Genomic DNA, 15435 nt, shown 5'->3' with positions numbered 1-15435 from the left:
ACCTAGACTTTTCTATGATATTAGTGAATTGAAGTAGTGTAAGATAGCAGTCGGTAGCTTCTGTTAAACAGGATAAAAAATGACCAATATGAAGTTAAAATTTGATTTGCTTCTAAAATCTTATCATCTATCTCATCGATTTGTCTATAAGGCAAACCCTGGTAATGCTGGTGATGGTGTAATTGCATCTGCGACGTATGACTTTTTTGAACGAAATGCTCTTACCTATATCCCTTACAGAGATGGCGAGCGCTACAGTTCTGAAACTGATATTTTAATTTTTGGAGGCGGAGGAAACCTGATAGAAGGATTGTATTCTGAAGGTCATGACTTTATCCAGAATAATATTGGGAAGTTTCATAAAGTAATAATAATGCCGTCGACAATCAGAGGGTATAGCGATTTATTCATCAACAATATTGATAAGTTTGTTGTTTTTTGTCGCGAAAATATCACCTTCGATTATATTAAATCTCTCAACTACGAACCAAACAAGAACGTATTCATTACTGATGATATGGCATTTTATCTCGATCTTAATAAATACCTGTCACTTAAACCCGTCTATAAAAAACAGGCCAACTGCTTCAGAACGGACTCCGAATCTCTAACTGGAGACTACAAAGAAAACAATCATGATATTTCGCTCACCTGGAATGGCGATTATTGGGATAATGAATTTCTGGCGCGTAATTCTACCCGTTGCATGATAAACTTTCTTGAAGAGTATAAAGTTGTCAATACCGACAGGCTGCATGTGGCAATTTTAGCATCTCTGCTTGGCAAAGAAGTCAACTTCTATCCTAACTCATATTACAAAAATGAAGCTGTTTACAATTATTCACTTTTTAATCGTTATCCAAAAACATGCTTTATTACGGCAAGTTGAAAAAGGCAGCGTATAATAATACGCTGCCTGAAAGCCATATAACTGTTACAGCATTGTTAATTATTGCCTGCCAGCCTTTAGGTGACTATTCATTCGCACGCCTATAGTCTGCAAAACTATCGATTATCGCAGTAAAAAACTTATCAATGAGTTTAGTCGTTGCACCGAGGTTTTAACTTTCCGCATCACTTTTCACGTACAGTATTTTACTGACTCCGTGTTTCTTAAATTCTATTGTATGCTGACAGATTTTCCCACTTGCGTCGTCACGACTTGAGCAACACTGGATACTGCTGATCCCATTTCGCTTCCAGCTCATCCAGCACCGTTTCTGCGGCTTCTTTCGACCCCGCGCGATATACCGGTTTCAGATCAGCCATAAAAGCTTTATGGTCATTTGAGGCCACGTATTTAATCGAGTTACTGATTTGGTGAATGACGCACAACTGAACCTCTGTCTGCGGATAAATGTTGTTTATCGCCTCCGGGAAGCCGGTCAGCCCGCCCACGCAGGCGATCAGGATGTCTTCAATGCCCCAGTTTTGCAGGTCGCTTAATATAGACAGCCAGAAGTTAGCGCCTTTACTTTCTGATAGATACCGGCCCAGAGTTTCTTTCTTGCCTGCCAGATTCAGCGCCATAACGGTATAAACCGTTTTGCTCTGATAACGGCCATTCTCACGGACTTTATAGTGAATACGTTCAGCCAGACGAAGGGGTAAACCTTTTCCAGCGGGTGCTGTTGCCACTGTTTTAGTTCAGGGATAACTTTATCGTACTACACTGATGGTGGCGGTTGACATGCTGAATGCATATAAATCTTCGAACTCTCGGCTAATGTCCTGGTAACTAATCCCCTGCGCAAAACAGCCGAATGATCTTGCGTTCAATAATAAATGCGATAATGCTCGCAAAATCCTTGCCGATCAACCCACCAGATGCGGCGATTCTACGTGGATCGCTATTTAACTATCACTGCTATTTATTTTTTCGAAAAGCCCATAGCTTTCTATTTATACTCAAGCTTCGCGCCATCAGATAGCTATGTCTTATGAAAAAACTACCGGACCATTTATCCAGGGAATGCATCATCGCCGCCATTCGCGCTTACGATGCAGGCGTTGCGCATCAGTTTAAAAACGCGCGTCTGTATGAGATCGAGTTTGAGGGCGTCGGTATCCTTCAAAAGCCATCGTCGGGTTAGCGGCAACGCTTGCCACGGGAACGGAATTTACCCCGGCGGATTTCAGCGGGGGGATTAAATCCAAATGCGTGCGCCTGTTACTGGAGCAAGGATTTACGATCGCGTCGCAGGGCGCTGGCGATGACGAGGCTGCGCTTTTCCCCGATGAGGGACAGACGACTATGGAGTTCGTGGAAGGGGCGGCGATGCAGGTGGTGGTCAATCGCTATGAGCGCGACCGTCAGGCTCGTCAGGCGGCGCTTCGCCTGCACGGCTGCCGGTGTCAGGTATGCGGTCTGGATATGGCCAGCCGCTATGGCGAAATCGGCCAGGGTTTTATCCATATCCACCATCTCATTCCGCTGTCCGGAATAAAGCAGGACTACCGTCTGAACCCTGAAACCGATCTGATCCCGGTTTGTCCCAACTGCCATGCAATGCTGCACCGGCGAGATCCGCCGTTTACCCCAGAAGAGCTGAAGGCCCGGCTGCGCCCCGCAGACTGACATCCGACAGCGCTCGCTTTAATTACATCAAACACACCACAAAACCCACGCTACCTCACCGGTAGCGTGGGCCCGCTCTCTCTTACTTATCCCGCGTCTCGCCAGCCTCCCAGCTGTAACTGCCATCGGCCGCTAACCTATCGCCCAGCTCCTGATACTCGAACTGATAAAACTCAGCCTGGGTGCCGTACCCGGCGTAGTCTACCGCCGCCAGGCCGACGAACGCCCCGGTAAAGAACCCGCCGTAGCTCTGCAACACATAGTCATCGGACAGTACCGCGGCATCCAGCAGGACCGGGATCTCGGTGAACGACACGCCATCGAAGCTGTATTCATAGCTGTAGGTCTGCTTGCGGACCTTGGTCCGGAACCAGACGTATTCCACGCCGTCCGGCACCTTGATGGCGTTATCTTTCAGGTACGACGTGTATTTACCGCGGTTATTTTCGCCGACTTCGATGACCTTGCCGTTAATTTCATTCCAGGTCAGGAAGACAAAGCTCCAGTGGCGGTCGTTATAGTAATTCGTTAACCCGGCCATCTGCTGATAGCTGAAGGGCTCGAATTTCACCTTCACCGCGGCGTCAAAATAGAAGGCCTGCCAGCGGCGGGCAATCAGCGACAGGTCATGCGTATTGGCTAACGAACCCTGGCCGATTAAGGTTAATTTGCCGTCGCCGGTGGTGCCCATTTTGGCCGTAAACGGCACTCGCAGGGTATTCCAGTTCGGGTCGAGCGCTGGCGAGGTAAAGTCATCCTGCTGGCTATTATCGCTGGCGCTTTCGGTGAAGATGGCGTCTTTCGGCCCTTCGACGAAGGTTTTCCCGCCGTGACCGCCTTCAATACGCGGCCAGCCCTTGTCGTCCCAGTACACTTTCTGGATCGCGGTTTCCCGGCCGAGGGTTGACCAGCCGCGCGGGTCGTAGATGGATTCCCCCGGGCGATTCCACGGCCGGGCGCAGAGCGAGGCGTAATACCATTCGCCTTCCGGGGTGGAGACCAGCGCGCCATGGCCCTGTTTCTGGATGTAGCTGTCCGGGGTATCGACGTTGGTTAAGAACACGTCGCCCGGCTCGGTTTCGAAGCTGTCGGCCTCGAGGGTTTTCGACCGCGCCACCACCTCCTGGTGGGTAAACACGGTGCCGCCCTGGGCGGCAAACAGATAGTAGTAGCCGTTCAGTTTATAGAGGTGCGGCCCCTCGACCAGCGCCACGGCGGTGCCGCGGTAGATGGTGCGCGCGGTTTCCGGCATTAACTTCAGCGTTTTGGTATCCAGCTCCGTTAAGGTAATGCCATCGAAGGGGTGATGATACTCCCGGTGATCCCAGGTTTGCTGGACGATATATTTCCGGCCATCGTCGTCATGGAACAGCGAGGCGTCAAACCCGACGCCGTTCAGCTTGATCGGGTCGCTCCACGGGCCCCGAATATCCTTCGCCGTGGTCAGGTAGTTGGTCATGTCTTTAAAGGCGCCTTCGGTGACCTTCACATCGGTATACACCAACCAGAATTGCCCGTCGGCCCAGGAGAGCGCCGGCGCCCAAATGCCGCCGGAGGAGGGGTTGCCCTTCATATCCAGCAGGGTGGTGGTGGAGAGCGGCGAAGGCAGCAGGTTCCAGTTTTTCAGGTCTTTGGACTCATGTAAACGCACGCCCGGGAACCACTCAAACGTCGAGTTGGCAATATAGTACGTATCCTCGACGCGAATAATACTGGGGTCGGCATTAAAGCCGCGTAATATCGGGTTTTGAATAAGTGACATTTCATTACACCTTTTAAAATGGAAAGTTAAGGATCGGTCTGATTTATAATTTTTTTAACTACACGCGGATCTCATCCAGCTGACGGTTGATGTCGGTAACATGTTTATCGGAGATCGGATAAACCTGCATGATCACCATCGAAATAGCGGCCAGCGCGATTGGGATCCACACCGCGGTCATAATGATCCCATCGATGGCGCTGGCGCTCTGCACGGCGCCGCTTTCATTAAATCCATACACCGCCAGCAGCCACAGCGGGATCGCGCCGCCGATGGTGAAGCCGATCTTGAAGAAGAGTCCCATAATGGCATTGATAATGGCGGCATTGCGTTTGCCCGATTTTAATTCGCCGTACGCGATAACTTCCGGTACCAGCGCCCACATAAAGCCGGTGGCGGAGGTTAAGCCCCACTGTTTAATAAAGGTGGCGATGTAGGCCAGCCACAGGGCGTCGTGCATCCCTTCGCGGGACCAGACGTAGGTCAGCAGTTCGCCGACGATGAACATGGCGAGGAACAGATGGAAGAAGCCTTTTTTACCAAAGATTTTTTTCAGTTTCGGCCAGAACACCGGGAAGGCGATGCCGGGAATAGACGCGACGAGACCCACGGCGCCCATCCATTCGGAATGGCCGACGACGAACTGGTTGAAGAAGCCGTTAACGGTGTTCATGAAGAACATGAAGGTAAAGGCCAGCATAAAGAACATGCCGAGAATAACCAGCGGACGGTTATGTCTGAGCTCGTGGAAAAGGTCGGTAGTTTTGACGTTGGCGGTCTGCTCGGCGGTCGCGACAACGCGTTCTTTGGTGCATTTGTAGCAGATAAACAGGGCCACCGCGCCGATGATCATATAGATGGCGTACACGCCGAACCAGGCGTAGTTCGCTGACGGATCGGTATAGTTGCCGAGATTCAGCTCAAGGCCAAAAAAGCCGGTGTCTTTCAGGCTGCGATCTTTCGGCGCCGCCATCTGCACAAACATCGGGAACAGGGTATAGACCAGCAGGTTGGCGCTGTTGGCCAGCATCATGCGGGTACTGGTCAGCTTATCGATCGATTCCGGGTCGCGGGTCAGCGACGCATTCAGCGAGCCATAGGGAATATTGACTAAGGAATAAACCAGGTCCAGCGCCAGATAAATAATAAAGGCGAAAGCCACCGAACCTTTCACCCCAGGGATTGGCGCGAACAGTAATGCCGACAGGATCACCAGCGGCACGCCGGCTCGTAACAGCCAGGGGCGATATTTCCCTGCTTTCGAGGTTCGTTTATCCACGTAGGTTCCGACCATCGGATCCCAAAACACATTAATGATGCGAACAAAAAGAAAAATAAAGCCTGCCGTTGCCGTGCTGATGGTATTTACCGTCAGCATATGCAAAGCCAGAAAACCCCCAATTGTGCCGAAAACCAGGTTTTGCGCAAAGTCGCCCATGCCATAACCAATTCGTTCTCCACGGGTTAATTTATGATATTCATCATGCCGACTGTGCATTATGTTTTTACTCATTCTAAGCAGACTCCGGTTTGTTTTGTGTAGGTGAAACACTTTCTGACACAGTTGACCTGGAAGAATCTATTACGTTTTTAAATTACGTAATTATGTTTTTTTACTTCTGTGATCCTCGAAGCAAAGGCCTGTATCGCCTGCGTTGAACCGTTATCCGCCGCTAATTTTTTGGCAGGCGGGCATTGTGACAAAATCGGCATTTTAATTTGGTATGGATACCTGAATTCCCCAGGAAGTGTACTCTATACGCGCGCGAAGCGAGATATTTAAAATAGTTTTATTTGCGAGATGGCTCACATTTGAGCATTTTCTCAATCGCCGAGTGAAATAACGTAATTGAGCAACCGACGATGAGAATACACGATGTGTCACAGTTGTTAATTTTCCTGTTTCTCAATTTCGGAGTTCATCATGCAAACCTATTTCGACCAGGTTGATCGCGTTCGCTTTGCCGGACCCATAACCGATAATCCGCTGGCGTTTCGCCACTATAATCCGGATGAAATCGTGCTGGGAAAACGCATGGCCGATCATCTGCGTTTTGCCGCCTGTTACTGGCATAATTTCTGCTGGAATGGCGCGGATATGTTTGGCGCCGGCTCGTTTGAGCGTCCCTGGCAGGCCGCGGGCGATGCGCTGGAAATGGCCAAACGCAAAGCGGACGTGGCGTTTGAATTTTTCTACAAGCTCAACGTGCCGTATTACTGCTTCCACGATGTCGACGTCTCGCCAGAAGGCGCGTCGCTGAAAGAGTATTTGCATAATTTCGCCGTGATGACCGAGGTACTGGCGGAGAAACAGCAGCAAACCGGCGTGAAACTGCTGTGGGGCACCGCCAACTGCTTTACCCACCCGCGCTATGGCGCCGGGGCGGCGACCAACCCCGACCCGGAGGTGTTTGCCTGGGCGGCCACGCAGGTGGTGACCGCCATGAACGCTACCCACCAGCTCGGCGGCGAAAACTATGTGCTGTGGGGCGGCCGCGAAGGTTACGAGTCCCTGCTGAATACCGATCTGCGCCAGGAGCGCGAGCAGATTGGCCGCTTCCTGCAGATGGTGGTGGAGCACAAGCATAAGATTGGCTTTGGCGGCACGCTGCTTATCGAGCCGAAACCGCAGGAGCCCACTAAGCATCAGTACGATTACGATGTCGCGACGGTGTATGGTTTCCTGAAGCAGTTTGGTCTGGAAAATGAGATCAAGGTGAACATTGAAGCCAACCACGCCACTCTGGCGGGGCACTCTTTCCACCATGAAATCGCCAGCGCCATCGCGCTGGGCATTTTCGGCTCCGTTGATGCCAACCGCGGCGATGCGCAGCTCGGCTGGGATACCGATCAGTTCCCGAACAGTATTGAAGAAAATACCCTGGTGATGTACGAGATCCTCAAAGCCGGGGGATTCACCACCGGTGGCCTGAACTTTGACGCCAAAGTTCGTCGGCAGAGCACCGACAAATACGACATGTTCTATGGCCATATTGGCGCCATGGACGTGATGGCGCTGTCCCTCAAGCTGGCCGCGCGCATGATTGAGGATGGCAAGCTCGATCAGGGTCTGGCAAAACGCTATGCCGGCTGGCAGGGCGAGCTGGGGCAGAAAATTATGAGCGGGCAGATGTCGCTGGATAATATTGCCCGATACGCTGAGCAGCATAATCTGAATCCGCAGCCTCAGAGCGGGCGTCAGGAATTACTCGAAAATCTCGTCAATACCTATATCTTTGGTTAATTTTTGCTGACATGCCCCGCGGGGCATGTATTCCGCCGTCTATCCGCTGCTGGGAAATAGCGTTTATTGGTTCGTGCTGTGTTTTTTTTGTTAGTCGCGAAAGACCATTTGTTTAATATCAGCGAAGGAGGAAGGGTAACGATAATTGTGTAACGCCTCTGTGACCGTACAAAATAAAAAATAACTTGTTCTGATGATAGCGACATATTCTGTCAGCTCAGAATAGGCTGGTTATTGTCTGAATAAAATTAACCTATATTGAGAAACTCATGACAATGATAAAAAAGCTTCCATTAACCATGGCGGTTATCGCCGCGTTTTTTCCGCTTACCTCTGTAATGGCGCAAGAATTTACTCAGGAACAGATCGACGCCATCGTCGCCAAAGCCGTTGATAAAGCGCTGGCCGACCGCCAGGCAAAAATCGACGCCGCGGCCAACAAAAAGGTCGACGTGATTACTAACCCGGAAACCACCGCCGCCTCGCCGGATATGGCCATTCCGTTCGGCCTCAAGTTCAGCGGCTATGCCCGCTATGGCGCCCACTTCCAGACCGGCGACCAGAAATATGTCGGCGTCGACGGCTCCTATAACGGCGCCTCGGCGATCGGCCGTCTGGGCAACGAAAGCAACGGCGGCGAATTCCAGATCAGCAAGGCCTTCAAAAGCGCGCAGGGGGCTATCTGGGATCTCAACGTGATGTTCGACCACTGGAGCGACGAAGTTAACCTGAAGAAGGCCTACGTCGGGGTCACCAACGTGCTGGAATCCAACCCCAACGCCTATATCTGGGCCGGCCGCGACTTCCACCAGCGTCCGCAACAGGGGATCAACGACTACTTCTGGATGAACCACGACGGCCAGGGCGCCGGGGTGAAGAACTTTGATATCGGCGGCGTGCAGTTCGACGTGGCGGCGGTCTCGCAGGTGAAATCCTGTAGCCCGGAAGTGATGGCCGATGAGACCAACCCGTCGCGCATCACCTGTACCGGCAGCTCCGACACCGGCGACAACGGCCACTACGCGCTGACCACTAAAACCCACAACATCAAGGCCGGGCCGATCGACGTCGAGGTGTACGCCAACTACGGCTTTGACTCAAAGGCGGTGGACAGCGACGCGCGTCTCGAAGCGTGGCAGGGCGGGCTGGTGCTGAGCCACACCAACGACAGCGGGGTGAACAAGGTGATCCTGCGCTACTCCGATAACTCGGATAACAGCGTCTATAACAAAACCGACGACCTGACCACGGTCTACGCCAGCTTCGAGGGCAGCCATAAGTTCACCCAGCAGGCGCAGATCGAGTATCTGCTGGCCTTCCATGACTACGACAACGGCAAGGATAATACCGACAACCGTAAAAACTACGGCGCCATCGTCCGGCCGATGTACTTCTGGAACGATGTGCACTCCACCTGGCTGGAAGCGGGCTACCAGCGCGTGGATTACGACCAGGGCGGGGATAACCACGGCTGGAAGCTGACGCTGTCGCAGAACATCGCCATCGGCATGGGCCGGAGTTCCGCCCGATGCTGCGCTTCTACGTGACCGGCGGCCAGGTGGATAACGAGCACACCGCGAAGGTAAACGGCACCCAGGACCAGCAGCTGGATTCGCTGAACGTCGGCGGGATGTTTGAGGCGTGGTTCTGATGCGATAGCGTTGTCGAAGGAGCGTTCCCGGCTGGCGCTACGCTTAGCCGGGCTACAACTGGTGCGCTCCATTTATGCCGGATGGCGGCATACATGCCTTATCCGGCCTGCGTTCCTTCCTGCGGGACCCCACCCCAGGACCGGCAAGCGCAGCGCCGCCGGGCGGTCAGGCTCCATACCTGCGATAGTGCCGGATGGCGGCATAAATGCCTTATCCGGCCTACGTTCCTTCCTGCGGGCTCACACCCCCCCGTAGGCCCGGCAAGCGCAGTGGACTGACCCCATAAAGTTGGATGGTTCATATTAAGCGGCTCTCAGAGCCTGGGTTCGGTACTCTACCGGACTCAGGCCTTTTAATTTCAGGCTTATCCGCTCGTTGTTGTAGTAATGGATATAGTCCTCTACGGCTTTTCTTAGCGCACTGACACTCCTGAACTCCCTCAGATAAAAACACTCCGATTTCAGGGTCCCGAAGAAGTTTTCCATCACTGCATTATCCAGGCAGTTTCCTTTACGCGACATACTCTGCGTCATCCCATGCGCCTTTAAACGTTCCTGATAGCTCCTCATCCTGTAATGCCAGCCCTGATCCGAGTGCAGCAGCGGAGCATCTCCCGGTCTGAGCTTCGGGAACGCACCGTCCAGCATCGTATTCACCATCTCCATCACCGGCCTTTCCGACAGGCTGTAGGCGATAACCTCCCGGTTAAACAGATCGAGAACTGACGACAGGTAAAGCTTTTTTCCCTGTACCGGGAACTCTGTCACATCTGTTACCCATTTTTCGTTGGCTTTTGACGCACCGAAGTTCCGGCTCAGGATATTGGGCGCGGCCTCGCCCGTTCTCCCTTTCCAGGCACGATATTTTTTCGCCCTTATCACAGACCGGAGTGACAGTTCTGCCATCAGCCGCTGCACTGTTTTATGGTTTATCCGCAGCCCCTGTTTTCTCAGTGCGAGCGTGATCCTGCGGTAGCCATAACGACCTTTGTGATAGTGGTATATCTTCCTGATGTTCTCTTTAAGACCCGCATACCTGTCCCCTTGCTTCAGTGCATTCATATTGTAATACCACGTGCTACGGGACATACCGGCCGCCCGCAGAAGGTCCCGCAGAGCGTGTTCATGCCTTAGTTCACTGATTATCAGGGCTTTTTGCCATTTTTTTCGCTCTGAACCAAGGCTTTCAACTTTTTTAGATAGGCATTCTCTGCCCGCAGATAACGCAGTTCGGCCCTGAGCTCTTCGGGGGAGAGTTTTTCCAGCTCTTTATCTGTCAGTGGTGGGATATTTTTTGGCTTTGTCATTTGTCCGGGCCGTCCGCATTGCATGTTTAAAAGACCTTCCGCTCCGGCATCGTTGTACACGTCGAGCCAGCGCCGGACAAGTATTTCTGCGGAGAGATTAAACCGGGCAGCCGCTTCACGCATCGTCAGGCGGTCACTGATAACCGCCCGGACGACCACGAGTTTAAATTCATCGGAATAATGATTATTTTTTGCAGTCAGGCCTTCTGCACCGTGGAACTGCCATGCCCTGACCCAGCGACGGACAGATGTTCTTTCAATACCAAAAAGGTCGGCTGTACTCTGTTCTCCGTCTTTACCGGACAAATAATGATTAACCACAGCCAGTTTTGTTTCAGGGGAATACTTTGGTTTAGCCATAAAATTGCACCTTACTCAGTTGGGTGTCCAACTTTTGGGGTGCAGTCCAGCAGCGCCGCCGGGCAGCTGGTTCAGGCCAACTCCCTCAGTTCACCGTCAGGCGCAGGGCCAGATCCTGCGGGTAGGGATCGAAATAGTTCTGCGCCTGCAGGTAGCGATCCGGATACTCGGCCAGATAGTGCTTAAGCAGCGTCAGCGGGGCGAGGATCGGCAGCAGCCCGGCGCGATAGTTGAGGATCACCTCCCGCAGCTCGCCGCGCTGGCGGCTGTTCAGCTGGTCGCGGAAATAACCCTGAATATGCATCAGCACGTTGGTGTGGTTTTTCCGCGAGGCGGGCTGCTTGAGGATCGCCATCAGCTTCTCGCGGTAAACCTCGAAGAACGCTTCCAGATCCTCCCATTCATGCAGCGAGGCGACGAACGGGCCGATCTCGCGGTAGCCCGCCTGGTGATGAGCCAGCAGTTGCAGCTTGTAGCGGCTGTGAAAGGCCAGCAGACCGTGACGGGTCAGGCCGCGGGCGCGCAGGGCGTTGAGTTCATGCAGGGCGAAAACGCGCTCGACAAAATTCTCCCGCAGCAGCGGATCGTGCAGCCGGCCATCCTCTTCCACCGGCAGCCACGGGTAGCGCGCCATCAGGGCGCCGGTAAACAGCCCCACGCCTTCCTTACGCCCGCGATTGCCTTTTTCATCATACAGCCGCACGCGCTCCATCCCGCAGCTCGGCGATTTGGCGCAGACGATAAAGCCCGACAGCTCACCCAGGGTTGCCAGGTGGGCGCTGGCGAAATCAGCCATCTTCTCCGTCACATCCTCATGCGGGGCGTGGCTGAAGCGCATGCGGATCTCCCCGACCGGGGTCTGCACCAGGCGGAGCGCCGGGCGGGGAACGGGCAGGCCGATCGCCATCTCCGGGCAGACGGGTTTAAACGCCACCCACTGCGCGAGCTCATCCATCACAAAGCCCATACGCTTATGCCCGCCGTCGAATCGCACGGCTGAGCCGGTTAAACATCCGCTGATCCCAATGACAGGTTGCGTGTTCATGGCGCTGTCCTCTCTTCTGCTGTGGTTCGGGTAAAGAAAAGGGTCACGGTGGCGACCGTAATGCCGAATTTCTTCATCTCGGTTTTGTTAAATAAATGGCTGCCGTCCTGCAGGAACATCCAGTCGTCAAAGTGCAGCAGCCACCGGCTGCCGCTGGCCTCGACGTTCATGCTGTAGCGCCAGTGAAAGACATTGCCTGCCGCCTGGCCGCTGGCCACGCCTTCGATATCCCCGGCGGTGCCCTGATAACGGTTATCGCCGGTGCGGCGAATGCGCCATATCCGCTGCTGCTTCTCGCCGTCGTCATAGACAAAGCGCTCATGGAGGGTCAGGGTGTCGCCGACGACGTCGCCATCGATCTCAACATGGAAGCGGCGCAGCTGCTTGCCGCTGCGATCCTGCACCATCCCCCACGCCTCGGTTCGCCCCTGAAAATAGTGAAAGATGTCGAGGGCGGGCTGCTGCTGCCGGTACTCCGTGACCTCGGTGCTGCAGCCGGCGAGGATCAGCATCAGCAGCGCCAGGCCAAGGGTCAGAATGCGTTTCATGGTGTACCTCCGATCAACTGCTGACGCAGTTCGGGATAAGTGGTGCGCGGATCGAGCCAGATGGCGAGAAAGCGGGTGCTGAACGCCGCCGACTGGCGCGGGCCGAGCGGGGTAAAGGCGGTCTGCGCGGCGCTGGCGCGGTACCAGAACTGCCCCTCGCCGCCGCTGACCACGAACGCCAGCTGGCTGCCCGGCGCGACGTCCGGCCAGATCCCCTGCAGCATGCGTAGCCAGGCTTCGCTGCGCGGTTCCTGCTGCAGAATGCCCTGCGCCTGCCACTGGTCGCGGGTGGCCTCCACCAGCGCCTCGCGATCGATGTCGCGCCGGTAGGTGATGATCAGCGCCCGATCCTGCTGCGGGCCGTCATACCGGCCATTGGGCGTGCGCAGCTGCGAGTGATAGACGGTGAACGGCCCCCAGGTGAGGGTCGCCTCGCCGACGCGGCGCCACGTCAGCCAGTCGGCGGCGTGGGCCGCCGGGGCAAGGGTGGTCAGCCACAGCAGTAACAGGGCGAATCTCATTTTCGCCTCCCCATCCCCAGATGGAATAACAGCATGAGCACCAGCCAGCCGCAGGCCATGGCGGCCACGCCAAGCGCCGTCGGCACCAGCAGGGTCATGGCTCCGAGGCGAGCGCCGATCAGGTAGGCCACCGGGCCGCCGAGGGTCGCCGCCGTAGCCAGCACCCAGCCGGGAAGCGTCGCGGCGCGGGTCAGTCGGGTCCAGACGACGGCGAACATCAGCCACAGGGCCACCATCCACAGGGGCAGCAGGCTGTCGCCGGGAAAATCAATCAGTCCCGCCAGCGCCCAGCAGGCGTCCAGCCCGCAGCCCGCCGCGGCCAGCAGCAGGGCGGGCGGACGACTGGCCGCCGGCAACCGCAGCCAGGCGAAGATGGCCAGCGTCAGCCAGATCAGCAGGCCGCGCTCGCGCAACATCACCACCAGCGTCCAGTAAACATCGAACGCGAGGGCCATCAGCAAGTGCTGCGCCGGGCGTGTCATACCCGCTCCGCGGTGAGCTGCACCACGCTGATGGTGCGGGCGTTAAATCCGGCTTCGCAATAGCCGAAGTAGTAGAGCCACATCCGGCGGAAGCGCTCATCAAAGCCGAGCTTTTCAATATCCTGCCAGGCGTGGGTAAAACGCTGCCGCCAGTGCGCCAGGGTGCGGGCATAGTCCGGGCCCATGTCGAACAGGTTGCGCACCACAAAATCGGTATGGCGGGTCATCAGCTCGCTCATTGCCGTGATGCTGGGCAAAAAGCCGCCCGGGAAGATGTAGCGCTGGATAAAATCGACGCTTTTGCTGTAGTCGCGATAGCGCTGATCCTGAATGGTGATCGCCTGCAGGGCCATTTTACCGCCCGGGCGCAGGCGCGCCTGACAGGTGCGGAAGAAGGCCGGGAGGTAGCGCTGGCCCACCGCCTCAATCATCTCCACCGACACCAGTTTGTCGTACTCGCCGCGCAGATCGCGGTAGTCGCAGAGCAGCACCTCGACGCGATCCTGCAGCCCGGCGCGGGCCATGCGCTCGGTAGCCCAGCGGTGCTGCTCCCGGGAAAGGGTGGTGGTGGTGACCCGGCAGCCGTAATGGCGGGCGGCGTACTCGGCCAGCGCCCCCCAGCCGGTGCCAATCTCCAGCAGATGATCGCCGGGAGTGAGCGCCAGCTGGTCGCACAGGCGCGCCATCTTGGCCCGCTGGGCCTGGGTCAGATCCTGCTGGTCGTCGGTAAACAGCGCGCTGGAGTAGAGCAGGTCGTCATCCAGAAAATGGGCATAAAATTCGTTGCCGAGGTCGTAATGGGCGGCGATGTTCTCCCGCGCCTGGGCGCGGGTGTTGCGGCGGGTCCAGTGGCGCAGGCGGGCGACGGGCTTGCCCAGCAGACGGAAGCCGCGCTCCAGACGCCCCAGCACCTCGCCGTTGCGCGCGAGGATCTGCAGCAGCGTCGTCAGCTGGTGGCTCTCCCAGTCGCCGTCCATCCAGGCCTCGGCCGCCGCCAGGCTGCCGCCGGTCAGCAGACGCCAGTACACCTCCGGCGTGCAGACCCGCGCCTCGGCGCGCAGCGCGGCGGCGGGGTCGCCAAAATGAAACGTCTGCGCCCCTTCGCGCACGGTGAGCGAGCCTTCGCGGAGGCCGCTCAACAGACGAAAAAGCAGCCAGCGCGCGAGCCGCACGTTGCGCGGCACATCGGGTTCAAGCGCAAAGACGGGATCGGTCATGAGCGTTCACTCCTGCTGACAGGATGGTTGTACAGCGGCACGCGCTTCAGCCACAGCCGCAGCGCCTGCCAGTAGATGGCGAGGACGGTTTTCAGGGTCATCAGCGGCAGACGCAGCAGCAGCCCGCGCAGGTTGGCGCGGGTCAATGGCACGCGGCTCAGGGCCAGGGTGGCGTCAAACACCTTGCTGGCCTGATGGTTTTCAATATGCATGTGCAGCGTTTTGCCGGGCGCGTTGAAGCGCCAGTGATAGACCATGTCCATCGGGTTAAACGGCGAAACGTGAAAGGCTTTCTCCAGCGGGCGTGCCTGCTGGCCGTCCACCGCGTAGTAATGACGCTCATTCCACGGCGTGTTGCGCACTTCGGCCAGCACCCAGCGCAGGGTGTCGGCCTCGTCATAGCAGTAGTAAAAGTTGACCGGATTAAAATGGAAGCCGAAGTAGCGCAGCTGGGTCAGGAGCATCACGCGGCCCGCCGGGCGGCAGCCGGTCAGGCTCTCCAGCCGGTTCAGCGCCTGGGCCTTCAGCGGCGCGCCCAGCGGATAATCGGCGTCGTACCAGGCGGCGGCGGCCAGGCGGTTGCGGCGGATGCCCGCCTCAGGCAGCTTGTCCAGTTCGTCGAGGTCGAGCCAGGCCATAAACAGGCGGTAGACGAAGTGGTGCGCCTTCGGCTGCAGGCGACGGTGGCGCAGGACGCCCTGATAGAGGCAGCTGTTCATT

At 56.0% G+C, this 15435-nt stretch carries 11 protein-coding genes and 3 pseudogenes; 4 read left to right on the top strand and 10 right to left on the bottom strand.

Annotated elements, in window-relative coordinates; all coding sequences use genetic code 11:
* The first annotated feature begins 79 nt into the window (after window positions 1-79).
* Window positions 80-889, top strand: a complete 810-nt coding sequence (locus LPQ25_RS22755) for a polysaccharide pyruvyl transferase family protein (RefSeq protein WP_004177598.1) — start codon at window positions 80-82, stop codon at window positions 887-889.
* Between the two features lie 175 nt (window positions 890-1064).
* On the opposite strand, the pseudogene LPQ25_RS22750 reads toward LPQ25_RS22755, so the two are convergent.
* A pseudogene (locus tag LPQ25_RS22750) lies at window positions 1065-1780 on the bottom strand (IS256 family transposase); the annotation flags it as partial.
* 160 nt (window positions 1781-1940) lie between these two features.
* On the opposite strand from LPQ25_RS22750, the pseudogene LPQ25_RS22745 reads away from it, so the two are divergent.
* A pseudogene (locus LPQ25_RS22745) lies at window positions 1941-2578 on the top strand (HNH endonuclease).
* Between the two features lie 82 nt (window positions 2579-2660).
* Here the strand turns inward: LPQ25_RS22745 and LPQ25_RS22740 are convergent.
* Both LPQ25_RS22740 and LPQ25_RS22735 read right to left on the bottom strand, forming a co-directional pair.
* Window positions 2661-4340, bottom strand: a complete 1680-nt coding sequence (locus LPQ25_RS22740) for a glycoside hydrolase family 43 protein (RefSeq protein WP_234599488.1) — start codon at window positions 4338-4340, stop codon at window positions 2661-2663.
* Window positions 4341-4398: 58 nt separating this feature from the next.
* The gene (locus LPQ25_RS22735; RefSeq protein ID WP_004153321.1) at window positions 4399-5838 is read right to left on the bottom strand and encodes an MFS transporter; all 1440 of its coding nucleotides are present in this window, start codon (window positions 5836-5838) and stop codon (window positions 4399-4401) included.
* Between the two features lie 426 nt (window positions 5839-6264).
* Here LPQ25_RS22735 and xylA point away from each other — a divergent pair, with 426 nt between their 5' ends.
* A complete protein-coding gene (gene xylA, locus LPQ25_RS22730) occupies window positions 6265-7584 on the top strand; it encodes a xylose isomerase (protein WP_012737320.1) in 1320 nt (439 codons plus the stop codon).
* A 269-nt stretch (window positions 7585-7853) separates the two neighbouring features.
* Window positions 7854-9235: pseudogene (locus LPQ25_RS22725) on the top strand (carbohydrate porin).
* A 303-nt stretch (window positions 9236-9538) separates the two neighbouring features.
* Here LPQ25_RS22725 and LPQ25_RS22720 read toward each other — a convergent pair.
* The 7 genes from LPQ25_RS22720 to LPQ25_RS22690 form a co-directional block, all read right to left on the bottom strand.
* Window positions 9539-10902, bottom strand: a protein-coding gene (locus LPQ25_RS22720; RefSeq protein WP_085955203.1) for an IS3-like element ISKpn1 family transposase whose coding sequence is annotated in 2 segments (ribosomal slippage) — window positions 9539-10434 and window positions 10434-10902 — 1365 coding nt in all. Because the reading frame shifts where the segments join, the coding sequence is not laid out codon by codon here.
* Window positions 10903-10987: 85 nt separating this feature from the next.
* Window positions 10988-11947, bottom strand: coding sequence for a YbgA family protein (locus tag LPQ25_RS22715; protein WP_004178436.1), 960 nt, complete (start codon window positions 11945-11947; stop codon window positions 10988-10990).
* Complete coding sequence (locus LPQ25_RS22710; protein WP_012737322.1) at window positions 11944-12495, bottom strand: DUF3833 domain-containing protein; 552 nt, start codon at window positions 12493-12495, stop codon at window positions 11944-11946. The genes LPQ25_RS22715 and LPQ25_RS22710 overlap by 4 nt, the downstream gene beginning before the upstream one ends.
* Complete coding sequence (locus tag LPQ25_RS22705; RefSeq protein WP_012737323.1) at window positions 12492-13016, bottom strand: hypothetical protein; 525 nt, start codon at window positions 13014-13016, stop codon at window positions 12492-12494. Before LPQ25_RS22705 ends, LPQ25_RS22710 begins: the two co-directional genes overlap by 4 nt.
* On the bottom strand, window positions 13013-13498 hold the full coding sequence (locus LPQ25_RS22700) for a DUF2878 domain-containing protein (protein WP_012737324.1): 486 nt from the start codon (window positions 13496-13498) through the stop codon (window positions 13013-13015). The genes LPQ25_RS22705 and LPQ25_RS22700 overlap by 4 nt, the downstream gene beginning before the upstream one ends.
* The gene (locus LPQ25_RS22695) at window positions 13495-14715 is read right to left on the bottom strand and encodes an SAM-dependent methyltransferase (RefSeq protein WP_012737325.1); all 1221 of its coding nucleotides are present in this window, start codon (window positions 14713-14715) and stop codon (window positions 13495-13497) included. The genes LPQ25_RS22700 and LPQ25_RS22695 overlap by 4 nt, the downstream gene beginning before the upstream one ends.
* Window positions 14712-15434 (bottom strand): DUF1365 domain-containing protein, encoded by a 723-nt coding sequence (locus LPQ25_RS22690; RefSeq protein WP_004177578.1) that lies wholly within the window; start codon window positions 15432-15434, stop codon window positions 14712-14714. Before LPQ25_RS22690 ends, LPQ25_RS22695 begins: the two co-directional genes overlap by 4 nt.
* Window position 15435: the final 1 nt, after the last annotated feature.

The sequence above is a fragment of the Klebsiella sp. KPN54798 genome, from assembly GCF_021184225.1.
GTDB classification, from domain to species: Bacteria; Pseudomonadota; Gammaproteobacteria; order Enterobacterales; family Enterobacteriaceae; genus Klebsiella; species Klebsiella pneumoniae.
This window is presented reverse-complemented; position numbering and strand designations above follow the sequence as displayed.